The sequence below is a fragment of the Legionella bononiensis genome, from assembly GCF_016786215.1.
GTDB classification, from domain to species: domain Bacteria; phylum Pseudomonadota; class Gammaproteobacteria; order Legionellales; family Legionellaceae; genus Legionella; species Legionella bononiensis.
Window position 1 is genome coordinate 519,445 of the sequence record NZ_JADOBG010000010.1, and the last position, 20,273, is coordinate 539,717.

Consider the following 20,273-nt stretch of genomic DNA (forward strand, 5'->3'; position numbering starts at 1 on the left):
ATTAATATTTCCTTAATAAAAAAAAACTACAATAGTTCAATAAAAATTCAATTAGATAAAAACTCACCCTAATGCCGGTAGAGGCGTTCAATTAATGATTTTTTATCCTGAAGACACTGGTTGATGTTCAATCATAGAATAAGGGAACAATATGACTAAAGGCAAACATGACGAATTAGCGCATAAAGAATTATTAAAAAGAGGACAGTATAAGCTTATCAGAAAAGAACGTTCAATCCATTTAGATAGAGTAGATAGTTACTTTCAGGGCAGTGGTTATGGCACTGCTGTGATGCGAGAGGTAGTTAAAGAAGCTTTGGAACAGAAAAAAACTGTAACTTTGGATGCTGCCTGGTCTTCTCATATATTCCATCTCTATATGGGAATGATACCTAATGACCATAAAGTATCGTATTTGAATACGCGTCATGGTCTTCTACTTCCAAACATGGAGCTTCTAAAAAATAACCATTCCGTAGAAGACTTAACCAATCCAGAAAAACTGAAACCGAAATATCTAAAAAAATTCCTGAAGATTTTAAGAAAAGAAAAAAATTGGCCTAAGGACAGTAAACTAACAGCACAAGATTTAATGGATAATAAGGACTTCCTCTTGGGCTTAAACGAAAAGCGTGTCTCTTATATTACATTCAACTTTATACCCAAATTGTTAAATACATTTGAGTCGCAGATAGGTGATAAATTTCCCAAGACATCAAGTTATGGAGGAGTTATGATGACATTATCAAAAGTGGGTCAAGAGCGTTGGCAAGAAGCTATTACTGAAGGCATTGAATTTACACCCTTTAAAGGATTGGAACAACTCATTCCTTTTATGACGCCTTCACAGAAAGAGAGATGGGATTCTATATTAGAACAACGCCCGGTTGCCTTAAGCATAGCAGCACTTGAGATCAACTTTGAAAACATTCAGAGCAAAGAAGAAGTTGAAGCCCATAAAACACAATTATTGGGAACAATTGATGGAATGAATACCCATAACGACTTAATACAAAAAACCATCAAAAAGAAGATAAAAACAATTGAACAAAGCGCACATGAAAGAATAATGGTAATTGATAGTGCTGCTGCGATGGTTCAGAATCTCGCTATCGAAGAGCAATCCCAACGCCAGATAACAAGCCCCCAAACTCAAGAACCAGATCAACAACATCCTGGAGAGGGGCCTGATAACGACAATACAATAGCTGATCAGTATGAAACACCTCCTGTAAATGCATCAGAACAGATTTCAAACGAAACTCCTGTAACCTCAATATCAGAGGATGCTAAAACAAAACTAATTAATATCGTTTCAATCCTAATCAAAAATATAAGTAATGGAGCAGGAGGACGTTATACTTCAAGTATCAATCATAAAAAAATAACTGATTTAAAATCGATACTGGATAAACTCACCAATAGTGAGGAGTCTGGCACATTTCAAGAAGAATATGTAAGTAAAATAATGGATGCATGCAAAATTAAACGCAACTCGCTCCACTTCTGGGCGACACCTCATAGTGTTGTTGAATTTAAGGCTTTACTAAAAGACAATAACATCATATTGCCTTCTGAACCTCAATCGAACGGGTTAAGATAAATATAACTCTCCGGCTACGTCATCCTGAGCGCAGCGAAGGATCTCCAAAAGTTAGCACAGTGCTGAATTCAGGAGATTCCTCATTGCATTCGGAATGACGAAGCACAATGCCACGATAAAGCTCGCAATTGCAACACTGAGTGCTAAATTTTCTCGAGTAACCCCATAATCACTTAATTTGTTCCACCAACTGTCAGGGCATCAATTTTAAGCGTAGGCTGGCCTACACCAACAGGGACTGATTGTCCATCCTTGCCACAAACGCCAATCCCTCGATCAAGCGCCAAATCATTGCCTATCATGCTGATTTTTTTCATCACATCAGGACCATTACCGATTAAAGTCGCACCTTTTACTGGTTGAGTCACTTTACCGTGTTCAATTAAATAAGCTTCGCTTGCAGAAAATACGAATTGGCCTGAAGTAATATCCACCTGTCCACCGCCAAAATTAACAGCATACAACCCATATTCAACTGAACGAATTATTTCTTCGGGATCATGTTGTCCTGCCAACATATAAGTATTGGTCATTCTGGGCATAGGAATATGAGCATAAGACTCTCGACGACAGTTACCTGTTGATTGCATGCCCATCAATTTGGCATTTAATTTGTCCTGCATGTAATTCACCAGGATTCCATTATCAATCAAGGTAGTACATTGAGAAGGAGTTCCTTCATCATCAATCGTTAACGAGCCACGTCTATCTGCCAAGGTTCCATCATCCACTACCGTTACGCCTGCAGCAGCAACCTGCTGACCTAACCGACCAGAAAATGCAGAAAGCCCTTTTCGATTAAAATCGCCCTCCAATCCATGTCCCACTGCTTCATGCAACAATACTCCAGGCCAACCTGGGCCTAATACAACAGGCATAGTACCTGCTGGAGCCGGTTTTGCTTCCAGATTGATCAACGCTTCACGCACTGCTTCTCTGGCATAACTTAAGGCATTCTCTTTCTCTGTGAAATAAGAATAAGCTACCCGGCCACCGCCTCCAGTTCGTGCTGCCTCACGTCTACCTTGTTTGTCCTCAACAATCACACTGACATTGACACTGACTAAAGGTCGAACATCGGCGATCATCTGGCCGTTCATTCCTGCGACCATAACAACCTCATAACAGCCACTTAATGAGGCATTTACCTGAATAACGCGGGGATCAATGCTTCGAGCCTCTTTATCAATGGCTTCCAATAAAGCGATTTTTTCCTGTTTGCTCATCCCTTCTATAGGATTGAGTCCTTGATAACGGCTGACCGGAGAACTGCTGACATGAATGGGCTGAACTACTTTTGAACCGGTGAGCGCAATGGAACGTGCAGCATCTGCCGCACGCAGCATAGAAGGCAATAAGATGTCATCACAATAGGCAAAGCCTGTTTTATCACCGCTCACTGCCCGTATTCCAACACCTTTATCCAAAGAATAACTGCCACTTTTAACTTCAGAATCTTCCAGATACCAGGATTCATAGCTGCAGCTTTGAAAATACAAATCAGCATCATCAATATGACGATTCATCATTGTTTTAAATAGCTTTTCGATACCTGACTCATCCAAAGCAGCAGGAGCCAGTAACATTTTTTTTGCTATCGCAAGAGCTTGTGTCATTTCGTTACCTATAAAATAATTATTCAGGATTATGCTAAAACATGATGATCCACACAGGGAAAATGCCTTCTTAGTTGTTCTAATCGTTGCAAATCAATATCGGCTGTAATCATGCCAGCTCCAACCTGCTTTTGCGACAAAATTTTACCCCAAGGTTCTATCACCATGCTATGACCATAAGTATGTCGTCCATTTTCATGCTGCCCGCCTTGATTAGGGGCTAATACATAACATAAATTTTCTATTGCTCTTGCCCTGAGCAGAACTTCCCAATGCGCAAGGCCGGTTACTGCTGTAAAAGCAGAGGGTACAGTAAATAATTCTGCCCCTTTGCGCAATAATTGTTGATACAATTCAGGAAAACGCAAATCATAACAAACGGTCAGTCCAATTTTACCTACAGGAGTATCCACCACAACCACATTATGGCCACGTTCTATTGTTGAAGATTCCTGATGAGCCTCCTGTTCGGATACACGCACATCAAATAAATGAATTTTATCATAACGAGCAACATGCTGACCTTGATCATCAAAAACAATGCAACTTGCTCTGACTTTTGTACCCGTTCCTTTTATGGGAATGGTGCCAGCGACAACCCATAATCCTGTTTTTTTTGCTAATTGACTGATTTTTTGCTGAATTGGTCCTTCACCATAGGACTCTGCAATTCCCAATTTATCTGTTTCTTTAAGGCCCATAAATGCAAAATTTTCAGGCAATACTACCAATTCGGCGCGCTCGTTCCGTGCCTGCAACATAAATTGTTCGATGTGCTGCAAATTCTCATCCACTCTGGATGAAGAAACCATTTGTACCAGAGCAACCCGTTTCATAGTATTCCCCGAATGATATTTTTATTGTTCTTTATCTTACTATATCTTGAGTATATAGCACTATAGAACCTATAGTGCACCTGAGACTTAAAAACAAAATTGACAGAAAACCCTTTTCAACTTAATAATAATGTGTCGCTACTATCTTAATATGCAGTTTATCCTGAAATTTTCAAGTAAAACCCTTGAAAATAGGAAACTTGACCATAGATATGCTAGACTAAATATAAATAACTGGAGTTCTAAAGATGAACCGAAACGATGTTACAATCCTTACTCAACGTAGTGAATCAGTACTTGCTACTAATAAAGTATTGCGTAATACCTACTTGTTACTGAGCTTAACATTTATATTCAGTGCTTTTACAGCCTACATGTCTTATGCCAGTGGCGCTGGTCCAATGAATCCGCTGCTTATGATAGTTGGCGTCTACGGTCTAATGTTCTTAACTCAAGCTTTAAGAAACAGCGTTTGGGGTCTGGTCAGCGTTTTTGCTTTTACCGGCTTTCTCGGATACACCCTGGGCCCACTGCTTAATTACTATATGACCGGATTTTCTAATGGTCCACAACTTATTGCCACAGCTTTAGGTGGTACTGGCATGATATTCTTCGCTCTGTCAGGCTATGCATTAACAACCAGAAAAGATTTCAGCTTCCTTGGCGGATTTCTTTTTGTAGGCGTAATGGTAGCTTTACTGGCAATGGTAGCTGGAATATTCATTCAAATACCCGCCCTGCAGCTAGCAATTTCCGCTGCTTTTGTCTTAATTTCATCTGGATTGATTCTGTTACAAACCAGCGCAATTATTCATAGTGGCGAAACAAACTATATTTCAGCAACGGTAGGCCTTTTTGTATCAATATACAATCTGTTTGTTAGCCTGCTTAACCTGCTCAGTGCATTTTCAGGTCGTGACTGATAACGTCTCCTCTACCTGAGTCCCGGCTTTAGGCCGGGATTTTTTTTCTACATAACGTATTGATGCACATCCCTTTTAAACAGAATAATCAAACTGCTGTGGCAATTTCAGAAGATTTCATCAGTTCGGTACTGATTTTTTTCGAGATGAAGTAGAGCAATATCGCTCCTGATAATGACAAAATTCCTAATTGTTTGAATACCAGGTAAAAATCATTATTGGTTATCAGAGGATCTGTGATTTCTGATGTGACCATGGCATTTGAGAAATACTGGGAAAAAGATGCGGCTATTCCAGAGACCAACATCCAGGTACCCATTAGAATACCCTGAAATTGGGGAGGGGCAATACGCCCTATCATGGCATAACCAACAGGCGCTATCATTAATTCAGCCATTCCTTGCAGGATAATATAACCTAATACCCAAAATAGATGTGAATAGCCCTGAGGGTTTGCATACCTAATGCCCCAGGCTAGAAAAAAGAAAGAGCCAGCAAGAAGTACAAATGCACAGACAAACTGTATGGACACCGATACATTATAACCTTTAGAATTTAATTTATTCAGGAAAATGGCGATAATGGGCGCGCCAATGATGATAACTATTGGATTCATATTTCTAATCCATTGTGTTGCCAGCTCAACCCCCAAAACGCTTTTATCTACATTATTTTTAATAAAAAGAGTCACCCCCATAGGGCCAGTCAGATAAATCATCCAAAAAAATAAAGTGCTCACTGCAAGGATGAGATAAACCATTATTCTGTGCTTATCGACAGGAGATTTTTGTTTTACTCCTATGATCAGAATGACACAGAGCATTATGATACTTAGCGCCGCAATTACGGTATTACTTAAATTAGACGAATGAAAACACAAAAACATCATAGGTATGAGAACCAGTGTAATCGTTACTCCAATAAGCTTTTTCAATAACACATAATGCGAATCTCCTCTCTGCATCAAAGGAGTATTTATATCTCTAAGAACCGACCAGAATTTTATTATTAAACACAGGGTAACGGTATTGGTGATGATGCATGCATAAAATAAACTTTGATATTGATTGGAAAAATCAAAAAATCCACTAGCACAATATCCGGCGCAAAATCCCAGATTCATTGCCGCATAATTAAAAAAGAACGCCGTTTCCCGTCGATCATCACTTTGTTGAAACCGTTGCGTTAACATACTGTTGAAACTGGTTGTATTTAATCCACAACCTACCAGAAACAAACTCAATCCCAGATAGAGCAACGAAGATTGAGCCAATGCCAGGACTAATAATCCCATACTTTGGATTATAATAGTGATAAAAAATAATACTCTATTACTTAATAATCGCCCGCCAATCAACCCCCCGGTTAATTGTAAAATATAATTGAACGCAATGAATAAACCCACAATGCTGTTAGAAAGAACATTGGATAATCCGAGTTGCTTTGTACTATATAGTGCTAGTGAAGAATACAGAACAGCAAATGAGAACGTTGAAAATCCTTGGATGCAATACAAAGGAATTACACCACCAGGCATCTTGGGTATCAATTTAGACATGTTTTTCTCTGGAACCTTTAATCTATGACTCTAACATTATAAAGCCCCCAAATTAAATTGTTTTATTCAATAAAACAGGCATCAACACTTTAAACGCTCATTCAGATATCCCGGATAGGACATGATGATCTCACACAAACATTATGTTATAATATTGAACAATTATGAATGAATACTCAAAATCCATTCCATATCCTGTAGATTTTACTTGAAGAGCACGATGCAGGATATGCAATAAATCTATTGAATTTATGACTTAAAGGAACATGTCTGATATGCCTGATTTTTATGAACATCTTAACCAGATAGAAACATTATTAGAAAACACGCTTACTATTAATGAATTAGGTCAGGGTCTAATAACAGTCAACGATTATCTAATTGATACGAATCAGCAATTTGAAATGTTATCTCCGGATTTCTTCTCCGGTTCTGCATCCGATAACCCCACGGTAAAAGCCTATCAATTATTTTTTCAGAAGATGGGAATAGTACCTATAGCAACTCCTGAAATTCCCCTCATTCGTGATATACCACTGCGAATGAAGACTCACTCCAATCAATCGTCACAACAGGCTATTTGTGCACGTTTTCTTGAAGAAACCATTCTGCCTAATAATTTAAGCATGCTCTTTCGAGATGAATACCAGGAATTATATCAGGAAATTTCCCAATGTATGCGCAATACACGTACTCCCAAACAAAGAAAAAAAATAACTACTGATGATGAAGGTAACTCATTAGCTTCTGGAGGTTATAGTGTAGAATTACATCAGATTAATGGATTGGATTTATGGTTAAGAACCCCCAATAGTACCGAAGATGCCGATATAGAATCTGCAATTAAAAACTCTCTTCAGGATTCAATTAATACAGATCAGATTGTAGCGTCCTTAAAATTCAAATTATTGGAAAAAAACCGAGTGGCATTTAATGTCCGTGGCGTATCCAAGCTACTCGAATCCCCAAATGACTTGCGTAATCTTGGTGGTGGTCATCAACACTTTTTATTATTAGACAGAAACACCAAAACAATTTATGCCATTAATAATACTCTTGGGGCTACAGATGAGGATCCGCTCTCTTTTAAACATCAAATAGAATTGTTCTTGAAATCGCTTGGCGATCATACTGAATACACTTTTCAATTTATTCAAGGCAAATCAAGACAACCTGAATCTCAATCCTATCTGAGTCAAGTATGTAATATCAGTCAATTTTGCCATTATGCCGCTATTTTATCAGGTATTCAGATTAACCAACTGCGCGAGACAGTTCCCCCCAAAGTGACAACGCTCATGTATTTATTACAGTATGCCATCATCAATCAGGATCAGCAATTATCAACTATTCTGGATGGCATTATCAACACAATAAACCCTCAGCCCACCGAGCAATTGACATCACACCAGGTTGAGCCAACCATCGTTCTAACAAGAGAACAAAAGAATCAACCCAAATCAATGCCCCTTCAGTTGGATAACCAACCGGATCGTCATGATCAACTGCAACAGGATTCTGCCAGCAGCAATCCTGAGCAAGCTAAACTGATTGAAATAATAGACATTCTGATAAATAACATTCACCACCAGCGAAATGGCCGTCAAACCAAGCGAAACAGTGATTGGAAAACATCCCAGTTTGAAAAAATAAAGCAGGAGTTGCAGAAAGAATCGGCATTCTCCAATGATGAAGTACCGCACTGGATCAATAGGATTCACAAAGTATGTGCCCAAAAACGAAATGCCTTACATTTTTGGGCTACACCCCATAGCGTCAAAGAATTCGAACGTTTGTTAACTGAAAAAAATATCGATACCCAGTTACCTGGTGAGATAAAAAATAAATTCGAATAGGATAGCCAGTTCCCTCAATCAGCTTAAAACCGGAGGTTCACTGTGAATCTCCTCAAGCTCTACTACGATGTTTTCATTCTTTTTAGCTGGAAAAAATCGATGATACAGCGTAGTAACCTGGTTAGTGCATCGTTCTGCATTGACCAGAAAATAATAGCATCCCACAAAAGTGGTCAGCGCCAACCCAAAGGTCAGTAGTGTAGGATAGGAATCCTGATTATCATTAGCGTTTTCCAAAAAGCCCGCAACAGCTAATAAAATCATACCGACCATACTGATTATTTTAACTCCCAAAAAAGTTCGGTTCTTTTTATATGCCTCTTCCAGCTGCTCCTGCATCCATTGATCTTTGATTTTGTTTTTTGTATTTACAGAGTCTAAATTGTGGGTTAGTTCTTCAATTGACGGTGGATTTTCAGTAGTATTTATTAATTGATTTTTTACTAAATTGGTTATTATATTTGCCTCAATTGGATTTCCATTAATATGGGCCTTACAGCGCGTACGGATCTCTTTTATTAATTCTTTAGTATCAAGGTCATGAGCCAAAGCATATTGATACGCCTTTAGTTTTTCCTCAAGCCAGGTTGGAAAATAGGATTCTCTATATATCTTTTGAAAATCTATGGAAGCGCAGACCACATCAGCTACCATACCAATTGCAAATGCAGTTCCTGCCAGAGCAATACCGCCCTTTAATTTCAATGCGGCATTTAAGGGGGGATTATAAGAGAAAACAAATAACTCAATTCCTTCAAGTACATTGAGTATCCCTTTTACTACATTGTACATGTATCGATAATCCCTTGTATCAGCAAATAAACTGGTAGCAAACATAAAATTAAAGATGGCATCCAAGTAATTCCATCCGACAATTATTTTGGTAATCGTTGCAGGAGACAGTTGAGTACTGCTTGCGCTGTTTTTTAAATTGGTTAAATCAGTGATCGTTGTTCCGACAATATAATCGAGCTCAGGCCCGTGTTCACCAAAATAAAGAAAAATCTTATTCTTGAAAATCTTTAAAAGCATTGTTATCCCTCACAATAAGTACATACAGATCATCTATATGATTTATGAATAGTGTAAATTGATGAAAAATCCAGTGGTGCATGGTGAGATAAATAAGGATTTAGTCCGCAAAAAACGTTAACTTTGTTGCCAACTTGCCTTAGCCCTGTATAAAGCCGGCAAATCATTGACTGATTTTTTAATCTCTTGAGGCAAAGTAAACAGATCTCTTGATTGCTGATAATACACGCCTAAAGGAACAGGATAAGCTGGAAAGGTTAATCGAGCCAGACGCATCGCATCAATCAAATTAGCTGAATCATGAGTGTATAGACCACTCACATCAGAGCCTGCGCGCTCAAATTGTCCCTCGTTCAAATTTAAAGCAAACTCCTTCTCAGCTCCAAACACTAAGGGTTTACCCTCTTCCAATAATACAGTGTTGTTTGCCCGGTTACTTTTTACGGCAAACTCATCAAAAGCGCCATGATTAAAAATATTACAATCCTGATAAATTTCAACAAAAGAACATCCCTTATGTTCGTATGCTTTTTTCAGAATCGATCCCAGGTGAGCCGGATCTTTATCCACCGCGCGAGCGACAAAACTGGCTCCGGAAGCCATAGCAATCATCAGTGGATTAATCGGCTCATTAGTCACTCCCTGAGGAGAGGTTTTCGTAACCTGACCCTTCTGAGAAGTGGGTGAAAACTGCCCTTTGGTCAGACCGTATACTTGATTGTTAAATAATAAAATATTCACATTCACGTTACGTCTTAAAATATGGATCAAATGATTGCCACCAATACTCAGAGCATCGCCATCTCCGGTTATTACCCATACGGTTAAATCATCCCGCATGGTTTTCAAACCGGTTGCGACAGCTGTTGCCCTGCCATGAATGGTATGGAATCCATAGGTATTCATATAATAAGGTAATCGGCCCGCGCAGCCTATTCCTGAAACAAACACGTGTTGTTCAGGTGCAAGCCCCAGTTCCGGCAACAATTTTTGCAACGCTGCCAAAATAGCGTAATCACCGCAACCCGGACACCAACGAACTTCTGTAGCATTAGTAAAATCTTCACGCTTATAATTGTTGTTCATAATTGGCTTCCGCTTTGATGGCGTTGACTAAATGGGTTACGCTAAATGGCTGACCGTTACTTTGATTAATTGATTGAGCATCAACCAGATAAGTCCCTCTAATAATCTGACATAATTGACCTGAATTCAATTCAGCGACAAATACCTTATCAAATGACTTCAGTAGCGCCGCAAAATCATCAGGTAAAGGATTAAGATGACGCAAATGAATATAGGCAACAGCGATACCCTGTTCACAACATTGAGCTACCGCTGATTTTAAACTGCCGTAAGTGCTACCCCATCCGACTACTAATGTTGAAGCAGAAGCATCACCTTCAATAACTGTTTTAGAGTAGGTTCGCGCAATACCTTTAATTTTATTAATACGCAAATTCACCATTTTTTGATGATTTTCCGCATCATAGCTTACTCGTCCTTCATCTCCCTGTTTTTCCAGTCCGCCTAATTGATGAATAAATCCGGGAGTTCCAGGAATATTCCAACTTCTGCTTAAGGATTCATCGCGCTGAAATGGTTTAGCAAAACGATTGTATTCAATAGTGGGTAACGTTAATGATTCAACTGCTGGAATTTCCCAAGGTTCAGCCGCGTTAGCCAGATAAGCATCGAGCAATACAATGACCGGGGTCATGTACTTGATTGCAATATGAAAGGCTTCAAGTACTGTATAAAAACAATCTGATGGTGATTGAGCAGCAAGTACGGGCAAAGGAGCTTCGCCATGACGACCGTATAAAGCTTGCCGTAAATCACTTTGACTTGTTTTAGTTGGCAATCCTGTTGAGGCACCCGCTCTTTGTACGTCGATTAATACTAAAGGTAATTCAGTAACTACAGCCAGTCCCAAACTTTCACTTTTTAGATCAAGACCAGGACCTGAAGTACAGCTTAAGGCCAATCGTCCGCCAAATGCCGCACCGATACAACAGCATAGGGCAGCAATTTCATCTTCTGCCTGAATTAACTGAATGCCATAATCAGAAAGTCGGGCACACTCATGTAAAATAGCCGATGCAGGAGTAATGGGATATCCAGATACCAACATTGGAGTTTTAGTGTGTGTCGCAAGAGTAGCGAGAGCTAAACCAACAGCTTCAACTCCGGTTATCTGCCGGTATTCCCCTGCGTGTCTGTTGACTTCACCCAGCATGTATTCACGACGTGACAACTCCAGAGTCATGGCATAATTATACCCGGCTAATAACGCCAGTTCATTGGCTTTGGCCACTTCGGGTTTCGCTTTAAATTTCTTACTGATAAAAGACTGACAGGTTGAAGTGGGTAAATCGAACAGCCATAATACCAATCCTAAAATATAAAAATTCTTGGTTTTTGTTGCTTGAGGCTTGGTCAGGTCTATAGATTCTACTGCTTGCAAGGTCTGAGTAATTAAAGGAAAAGAAACAACCTGGTATTGTTCAGCACAATTATCCAGGAAGCTCCTGTCAATACCTGCTTTTTGCCAATCCTTATCGGTATAACTGTCCTCATTGATAATCAATAATCCGCCTTGATTAAGGTGTTGAAGAGAGTTTTTCAAGGCCGCTGGATTCAAAGCCACTAAAACATCAAGCGATTCGCCGGCGGTGAAAATGGCTCGTTCGGCCATAGCAAGCTGGAAACCCGAAACACCAGCTACTGTTCCTGCAGGTGCCCTGATTTCTGCTGGAAAATCTGGAAGAGTACGTACATCACGCCCTGTAAGTGCGGCACTGATGGTCAACTGCTCCCCCACCAGCTGCACTCCGTCACCAGAGTCTCCGGTAATTCGAATAACAATCACGTCAGTCATTGACATAAAGTCTCGCTTCTTGCATTAATTGGCGCATGTGCCGCACTGCCTCCTTTAACCCACAAAACAAGGCTCGGGAAACAATGGCATGACCAATGTTAAGTTCAAGTAATTCTTTTATTGCGGCAATAGGTTTCACATTATGGTAATGAAGCCCATGACCTGCATTTACAATTAGATTCAAACTGGATGCATATTCTGCTGCTCGCTTGATTCGCTCCAGTTCATAACTTTGTTGTTCAACATTAGTTGCATCTGCATAACATCCTGTATGCAACTCAATAACAGGTGCGCCAATATCAGCGGCCGCTTTTATTTGTTCCCTGTCCGGATCAATAAACAAGGACACTTCACTTCCCATGCGCTCCAAACGTCGAACCGCATGTTCTACAGCCTTCTGATGAGTCAATACATCCAGACCACCCTCTGTAGTTAATTCTTCACGTTTTTCAGGAACTAAACAAGTATGCTCTGGTGAAATTTCTTCTGCAAAATCCAGCATAGCATCTGTAACTGCTAATTCAAGATTCATTCGCGTTTGTAATACCTGTTTAATTAAACGAACATCCCGAGCCTGAATGTGTCGTAAATCTTCCCTCATATGCAAAGTAATACCATCTGCCCCGGCTTCCTCAGCATCCATAGCGGCCTGTACAGGATCGGGATAACGTGTTCCACGTGCCTGACGTAACGTTGCAATATGATCGATATTAACACCTAACAATAACTCTTTATTCATTCTGCACCACAAAAACTTAAAATGGAAAGTATAATAGACTTCGTACCAAACTGCTATTGATGTGCTTCATGTCAAAATTGTCCAGGGGCAGAATATGAATGCAAAAGCGTTAATGTAAGGATTATTTATTGTAGATTGTTTTTTGTAGCCCGTATTAGCGCAGCGTAATACGGGGAACAATGGAGCTTGATGCCACTTCCATCCTGTATTACGCTGCGCTAATACAGGCTACCTAGGCTTAACTTAAGTCCGTTGCATCCCGAATGATAATTAACTACTGCTGTATAAAGCCCTTGCCTTAATTTCACGTCCGCCTAAAAGATGATCTATTGCCTGACGCATAATAAGCTTCGCTGATTTTAGATAGGGTGCTTCATCCAGGTTATCTTCCGCCAAAGCAAGAATATGCTCACCTGGAATACCTTTATCAGAAGCAACAAATCCTTCACCCGCAATAAATTGATAACACTGATCTGCGCGAACCAGATCCCCGGTTCGCGCCTCATCAATCCATGAAAAAGAATGACCGCAGGAGTTAAGCAAAGCCCATTCAAAACGGCGTAAAATGGATTCGATTAGCAATCGATTATCTGTCGAGGCCAATCCGTTTAATGTCATTAAATAAGCATCAAATAGCTCTGCATCTGGGTCTATTGGACGCAAGGCGTGATACAGCAGTTCATTAATATATAAACCGGAAAAAAGAGAATTACCTTCAAGATGTAACATGGGCGAAATGCTTTCCATGGTACGGGCATAATACCGATCATGGCGTTCATCAACACTGACCCATAAAGGAGTGAATGGTTGTAACAAGGATTGTTTTTTAGGGGTTCTACCCCCCTTGCAGAGACAATTAACCAGTCCTGACTCACGAGAAAAAAAATTCACTCTGGCACTGGTATCCCCAGACCATTGTTTATGAATAACCCATGCCTGCAGGGATTTAGTTGTCATAGCCCAATTGTTTTAGCATACGCTCATCATCAGCCCATCCGGACTTCACTTTGCACCAGCATTGTAAAAATACTTTTTTCCCAAGCATTTTCTCCATATCCAAACGAGCGCTGGTCGCCATTTCCTTTAATTTTTGACCTTTATCTCCAATCACCATGCGTTTGTGATTGTCTTTTTCAACCCAAATCAAGGCATGGATACGAACCAGATTGCCTTCATCTTTATAGGATTCAATTTCCACCGAAACCGAATACGGTATCTCCTGACCGCAGAAACGAAATATTTTTTCCCGCAACAACTCGGCACATAAGAATTTGATTGATCTATCCGTAAATTGATCATCGGGAAATAAATGAGGACCTTCAGGCAAAAAGGGAATTAAACGAGTCTCTAGTTCCTCAACCTGAACCCCTGTTTTAGCTGATAAAGGAATGATTGCAGCAAATTCATGACGCTGACTCATGTGTTCGATCCAGGGCAACAGCTGATCTTTTTCGCTAATTTTATCTACTTTATTAATTACAAGAATACAAGGAACCTTTGCCTGCTTAATCAAGCCAAGAACATACTCATCTTCCTCTTCCCAATGAGTTCCATCCACCAGGAACGCAACTACATCAACATCTCGTAACACACTGATGGCCGTTTTATTCATCAGGCGATTCATCGCTTTTTTGTTACCCTGATGAATTCCTGGCGTATCGACATAAACGAATTGATACTCGCCCTCGGAGCGAATTCCCAAAATACTATGACGCGTTGTTTGTGGTTTTTTGGAGGTAATACTTAATTTTTGTTGCAAAATACGATTAAGCAAGGTCGATTTGCCTACATTAGGTCTTCCGACCAAAGCGATATATCCACAATAACTAGCCATTCAAATTGGTTCCTGTTTATTTTTAAATCATTTTAACAGCCGAGCTGTAAAACATCCAGCTTTTAACTCCGTAGATCCAAGTATATAAGCTGGAAATAAAAATTGTAGCTTATATACTTGCTATTTTCCCTCAAAACCTATTAATCTGTATACGATATGTGCAAAATACGGATTTTATGCCTGAGTTCCTGACTACGGATGGTCATACACAAGTAATTGTTCCATTACGTATAAAACCATACAACCATAAAGAAATGCCTACAATAACTGGCAATGCGTTCAGTCATGAGGCAGGTACCGTACTTTATGGAAATTACACTATGGAGTACCTTCTTCAGGATGGAGACAGACTTCGACTCATAGCCAATCATCATAAGAAAACAGTGCAATTGATGCTGTTTACTCATAATTCGGACCTGTTAAAATTACTTCCCGGTGACCGTCCCTCTTCTCTGGTTGCTGATATTATAAGTAAAATCCATCGCTACCGAATACGCTCAGAAAGTTATAAACAACCGCTCAGTCCTGAACAACTGACCAAATTGCAATTGGCCAATGAATGCATCAACTCTTTAAGCTCTCTGCTCAGAGAGGAGCGCCACATAAAACCCCATGATTTCGCTGGACAGGAACAATTAAGAAGAAAAGTTCTGGCTATTGTAAAGACATGCACTGATGGCAACCGAAGAATTACTAACAATCCGGTAGTCTCTGAAGGATCTTTAGGTTATTTACTTTATGACGCTAAAATAGCAGCGCAACGTTATCAATTCAATCGTGTCTTTTCAGTCTCACGTCAGGATCAAATGGATTTTTCTAAAATCCACAAAACACTCGATTCCAGACAAAAGCCGCTTTGTTTTATCTGGGACAGCGAATTGCATATTGGACATGATAATCGTGATCTTGATGATGCCTTGAGAGTCATTTGCACTCATTATAATTTGATACCAGCATCTCATCTTAACGAAGTACCAGCAAACCGGTTCTCAAAGTTTGAAACCTTTCTTCGCTCCCTATGGAATGATGGTCAGGATTGGTTAAACTATTTATCAATTGAAGAAAAACCAACCCATAAGACGAAAATAAAACAAAGGCCTGATGGAGTTACAATAACCAAAATAAAGCCTTATTATGCCCTAAAAGGACTACCCCAACAGGGATATTCCACTTTAAACGAATTAGTATTCAATTTAACAAACAGTTCAGTTGAACCAATTCATGCAAAATCGCTCAGAAAGGCAAAGAATTATCTTGGCAAACTCCCCAATGGCAATTGGGTGATTGTAGCTCAAAAAAATCAAATCATCCTGCGTCTGGACAACAAACTGGTGGCTTTGAATTATTTCATAAAAGACGCGCAATTTTACCCTCTTCCGGAAGGTCAGGATCTCTATACTCTAAGTCAGGTGAGCAAACGCCATCTCTATTTACCTGAGCGTCTCAGTTTAAGAATTCAAGGATTTATTTCGCGTATTCCAAGTTTCTTCCAAAATTTCTATAAACGAATGAGTCATTTTATAATCCATGACTTGCATGAAGATTTTATGGGTCATGTACATGCGACTCATACACAAAAAAAGGAAACCGCACCTCAGGAAACCAAGCCTCGATCATCTGCTCTAAAACGAGGCTCGCTCCACGACGCGCTGGAAAATAAAGGGCTACTAGCCAATGGTCAAACCCTTGAAGAATTCATTAAAGAACAAATAAGCAATTCTCCTTACGTTATCGCTCGTGCAAATCATCCGCCCAGCCCACATCCCTATGATAATCCGCTGCATCGAATTTTAGGTGTATTGAGGCATCTGGGTAGTTTTTTCATCGATACCAGTGAACGAAATCCCATGGTGGGCACTCTGGCCATGGCCGCTTATTTATATGGTGCAGGTGCGGTACTGGCTCCCAAAGCCCTGGAATCAGTTTTAACCAAACTCTATTTAAGTGGTCTGATATCGGGTATTGAGCCAACTCAGAAGCTGGCACGATTAATGAACCATGGCACTATATCTGAAGCTATTTCTGCCTCGGTTACTCTATGGCAAGGAATGATTACTGTTGGAAATCTGGATAAATTTTTTGTCGAAGCCGTTTCAATTCTCAAGGAAGATCCGGGTGAAATCGCCATTATAGCTGCTTTAGCGCTTAGTCTTGGCTATGGCTTAACCAAAGCAATCCCGTCATTACAACAGGAAATGGGCGATTTTCCTTATACCAATTATGCGGCACTGGGTGGTAAAGGCGGAGCTGCACTGTATGATACGATAATGCATCCCGGGGATGATTGGTTATTAGGTACCTGTAAATGGATTTGTAAACATATTATTACTCTTGCGAAAATAGGTTTAGCCCCCTTTGTGGAATGGTATTTTTATGGCTTTAACAACGGATTTATTAATGGCCTGAAAAAAAGCGGCGCTCAAATCCTCCGATCAGGTAAACAATGTACTGCCGCCATTACTGATTTTTTCCTTGCGATTCTGACGGTTCCCTTAATTGAAGGTAGCGCTTTATTAATTCATGTTCCCTTCAGAGGGATAACCAATATAATACGTAAATTATGCGCAACTCTCGGAAATCTTGGTGCCATCGGGCGGTTACTAATTGATATCGCAGAAAGACCTTCCCTAAATAATTTTATTGCCGAATTTCAATTTTCAACCCTTTATGGCTTTAGTTCTCCAATAAAACATTGTTCCGATACCCTGATCATTAATATAGGTATCAATGCATTACGAATACTGTTTATACCACCACTTCAGCTCATCAAGAATATAATCATTCTCCCTTTACTTGATGCCTTCTCGTTAGGACTACGTATTTCTTTAACCATTATTAATCCAATCAGTCGAATACTGGCCTATTCAACAGGTACTGTTTTAAGTGTTATTGGATCGTATTGGGATAACTCAATTGGCATGGTATTTTCAATCAGCGCGACTGTAGTTACTGAACTGTGCGACTGGTTGGATAACACAGCAGGGGAAGCAAAGCAGTATATACTTTCCCAAATAGAAATCAGCCGCAGTAACTTATTCAGTTGGGCTTTTCATGAAGAGGATACTCTTTTACATACAATTCTCGATGACCAACACTATTATTGCAGTGAACCACGACGCTCAGAATTAGTCCCGCACTCCAACAGTCACTGCTTAATACGTAATCTGCTCGACGAAGGACAACAGAACACTCCAGCAGAAATTCCCGATTCTCAGCCTGCTTACTCCAAATTATTTCCCCTACCAGAACACAAGAATCAACTCGACCATCAAGAGCAGCCCATGCTGAATAGTTACAAGGGATGAACATTGTTATTAATTCCACATCACATTTATTTGCAAAATCAAGACGTTATACCTAAGATTAAGTATCAAAAATGAATTATAGAACAATTGTCTTTTTCAAACCTTTTTATATCAAGGCAAAAAGGGCTGCCAGTGCTTCGACACAAAGCATAACCCATAGAAAACTGATGCTTATTTGTTCATATTTGTGTATAATTAACATAACTGGGTGTAAATAGGATCATATATATGGCTATTGATAATCAATCAGACACATTAGAAGTTGAAAAAAAGAGTGTTGAACCAACTAATCTGGCTGGTTTAAGTACTAGTCCATCAAATGCTCCCGGTTACCTGTCAGAATCCCAATTTCGCAAAGCACCTCAATCATTAGATGCATGGGTTGATTATATCTTTGCAAAAGATGCGCAACAAAAAAACACAAACTCTGGTGAACTATCTAATGAAGATTACAGACCAACAATAAATCTTGGCCGCTTTGGATTAAAAACTCCGGAAGATGTAAAGAAATTTTTACATTCCCCTGCTGGAGAGGCGGTTATTGGAGAGATAGGCGCTGAAATCGCTCTGGAAAAAGCAATTGAAGAAGAACGACAATTTGAACAGCAACAACAACGACTCTTAATGAGCAAGATACAAGCACTGTTGTTTCTCTGGTTTCTGGATGAGAAAGCGAACGCTTCAGATAAAATCAAAGAAATAGTAATGCAGCAAAATGAAAAAGCTATAGAGAGAGCAAAAACTCCTGTCCCTGAAACTAAAAGCACCGCCATTGATAAATCGATAAAAAGTGTTGATAGTACCTTGGCCAATTATTCTACCGCACTTAAGAATATTGAAGCCAAAGAACAAGCTCTTGATAAGAAAATGGAACAATTAGAAACTGAAAAAGTTCTTATGGAAGAGAAATATAATATATTCGAATACAATATGAATATGTTTGAACAGTCACTGGATGAAAACGATAGTTTATCTCCAGAAGAAATCCAACAAAAATTAGAAGTTCTGGACGCTCAAATAATTGAAAAATATGCTGAAATTCAAAAATTAATTGAAATGGATAAAGATGATGAAGCTGAGGCTTTAAGGCCTGTTATCCAGGGGCTACACACTCAGGTTGCTGGCTTCAATGACATGCTTGCTGTAGATCGAAACGAGAAATACTATGTGGATGCAAATGGAGATACAGTCAGTTCACCTAAAGACGCAGTGTTAACCTTAGATGCCAATCAGAAACTAGTTAAAGATGAAAACGGGCAGGTGCATCTTATAAAATCAACAGATGATTGGGAAAAAATAAAAGAGGATCCGGAAGCGAAAGCTGCGGCTCGTAAAGGCTACGAAGCTATAAAACAAAATCCTGATGCGATGTCAATCCAATCAGTAATCCATCATAATAAAAAACTCGAAAAGGAATTTCACAGTACACGAGTTGAAGATGTTAAAGCACAAAAAGATGAATGCCAGGCTCAGAAGACGATAATTAATAATGAAATCTCTCAACTTACCGCAATTCGTGGCAACTTATTGAATCAAGCGAATCAGGCAAATCAATCTACTGTATCTATGGAGCAACTCCCTTCATCACCAGTCCCTACTCCTGTACCGACACCTAAGTCAGGAGGGAATGTTGCAACTCCAAAATCAAGTCAGGCATCACCTATAGATCTGTTCAAAAACCGCATGGAAGAACTGCAACAAGCAAAACAGCTCACCCGTGACGATTTGCTAAATCTGGCAAGTCTAGCGCCTCCAAATAACAGAACCGCAGCAAATGCCTATTTACAAATGATGTTTGTTAATATGCCGAGAACAGGAAATATTCCATTCCAGACCATGCAGTCCATGCTTAAAAATATGGAACGATTTGGTGTTGACGCGACAAAAGGAATAACCAACATTCAAAACCCTACAGAGCTGGTGGCACAAGACAATGATAAAAAGAACGAATTGGAACAATCAAGCTCTAAAGAAAGTACTCCAGAAGAAGTAAAAGAAGAAGAATATTCATCACCAACTCCTCTCAGCACCAGTCCTAAGTAATAGTTACGTCAATAACCCGCTCTAAGCATCCAGGCTTAGAGCGGGGT

14 protein-coding genes are annotated in these 20,273 nt (G+C 39.6%); 5 read left to right on the forward strand and 9 right to left on the reverse strand.

The annotated features are described in order from the left end of the window. Positions 1 to 151 precede the first annotated feature (151 nt). Complete coding sequence (locus IZU94_RS07565) at positions 152 to 1,603, forward strand: GNAT family N-acetyltransferase (protein ID WP_203109498.1); 1,452 nt, start codon at positions 152 to 154, stop codon at positions 1,601 to 1,603. 173 nt (positions 1,604 to 1,776) lie between these two features. Here the strand turns inward: IZU94_RS07565 and tldD are convergent, their stop codons facing one another. After that, positions 1,777 to 3,219, reverse strand: coding sequence for a metalloprotease TldD (gene tldD / locus IZU94_RS07570; RefSeq protein ID WP_203109500.1), 1,443 nt, complete (start codon positions 3,217 to 3,219; stop codon positions 1,777 to 1,779). Between the two features lie 29 nt (positions 3,220 to 3,248). Then, positions 3,249 to 4,055, reverse strand: coding sequence for a carbon-nitrogen hydrolase family protein (locus tag IZU94_RS07575; protein WP_203109502.1), 807 nt, complete (start codon positions 4,053 to 4,055; stop codon positions 3,249 to 3,251). Positions 4,056 to 4,303: 248 nt separating this feature from the next. Here IZU94_RS07575 and IZU94_RS07580 point away from each other — a divergent pair, with 248 nt between their 5' ends. Continuing rightward, entirely contained in the window at positions 4,304 to 4,978 is a 675-nt protein-coding gene (locus IZU94_RS07580; RefSeq protein WP_028384901.1) for a Bax inhibitor-1/YccA family protein, read from the forward strand. 88 nt (positions 4,979 to 5,066) lie between these two features. On the opposite strand, the gene IZU94_RS07585 is transcribed toward IZU94_RS07580, so the two are convergent. Then, entirely contained in the window at positions 5,067 to 6,536 is a 1,470-nt protein-coding gene (locus IZU94_RS07585) for a peptide MFS transporter (protein WP_203109503.1), read from the reverse strand. 275 nt (positions 6,537 to 6,811) lie between these two features. On the opposite strand from IZU94_RS07585, the gene IZU94_RS07590 reads away from it, so the two are divergent. Beyond that, on the forward strand, positions 6,812 to 8,392 hold the full coding sequence (locus IZU94_RS07590) for a hypothetical protein (protein WP_203109505.1): 1,581 nt from the start codon (positions 6,812 to 6,814) through the stop codon (positions 8,390 to 8,392). Positions 8,393 to 8,410: 18 nt separating this feature from the next. On the opposite strand, the gene IZU94_RS07595 is transcribed toward IZU94_RS07590, so the two are convergent. The 6 genes from IZU94_RS07595 to era form a co-directional block, all read right to left on the reverse strand. Beyond that, entirely contained in the window at positions 8,411 to 9,424 is a 1,014-nt protein-coding gene (locus tag IZU94_RS07595; RefSeq protein WP_203109507.1) for a hypothetical protein, read from the reverse strand. Between the two features lie 117 nt (positions 9,425 to 9,541). Further along, a complete protein-coding gene (locus tag IZU94_RS07600) occupies positions 9,542 to 10,510 on the reverse strand; it encodes a 2-oxoacid:ferredoxin oxidoreductase subunit beta (RefSeq protein ID WP_203109509.1) in 969 nt (322 codons plus the stop codon). Continuing rightward, positions 10,494 to 12,311, reverse strand: coding sequence for a 2-oxoacid:acceptor oxidoreductase subunit alpha (locus IZU94_RS07605; RefSeq protein WP_203109511.1), 1,818 nt, complete (start codon positions 12,309 to 12,311; stop codon positions 10,494 to 10,496). The genes IZU94_RS07600 and IZU94_RS07605 overlap by 17 nt, the downstream gene beginning before the upstream one ends. Beyond that, positions 12,298 to 13,044 (reverse strand): pyridoxine 5'-phosphate synthase, encoded by a 747-nt coding sequence (gene pdxJ, locus IZU94_RS07610; protein ID WP_203109513.1) that lies wholly within the window; start codon positions 13,042 to 13,044, stop codon positions 12,298 to 12,300. Before pdxJ ends, IZU94_RS07605 begins: the two co-directional genes overlap by 14 nt. Before the next feature lie 270 nt (positions 13,045 to 13,314). Next, on the reverse strand, positions 13,315 to 14,001 hold the full coding sequence (recO, locus tag IZU94_RS07615; protein ID WP_203109515.1) for a DNA repair protein RecO: 687 nt from the start codon (positions 13,999 to 14,001) through the stop codon (positions 13,315 to 13,317). Beyond that, positions 13,991 to 14,878 (reverse strand): GTPase Era, encoded by an 888-nt coding sequence (gene era / locus IZU94_RS07620; RefSeq protein WP_203109517.1) that lies wholly within the window; start codon positions 14,876 to 14,878, stop codon positions 13,991 to 13,993. Before era ends, recO begins: the two co-directional genes overlap by 11 nt. A 176-nt stretch (positions 14,879 to 15,054) precedes the next feature. Between era and IZU94_RS07625 the strand changes: the two genes are divergently transcribed. Next, the gene (locus IZU94_RS07625) at positions 15,055 to 18,183 is read left to right on the forward strand and encodes a hypothetical protein (RefSeq protein ID WP_203109519.1); all 3,129 of its coding nucleotides are present in this window, start codon (positions 15,055 to 15,057) and stop codon (positions 18,181 to 18,183) included. A 228-nt stretch (positions 18,184 to 18,411) separates the two neighbouring features. Then, on the forward strand, positions 18,412 to 20,226 hold the full coding sequence (locus tag IZU94_RS07630; RefSeq protein WP_203109521.1) for a hypothetical protein: 1,815 nt from the start codon (positions 18,412 to 18,414) through the stop codon (positions 20,224 to 20,226). Positions 20,227 to 20,273: the final 47 nt, after the last annotated feature.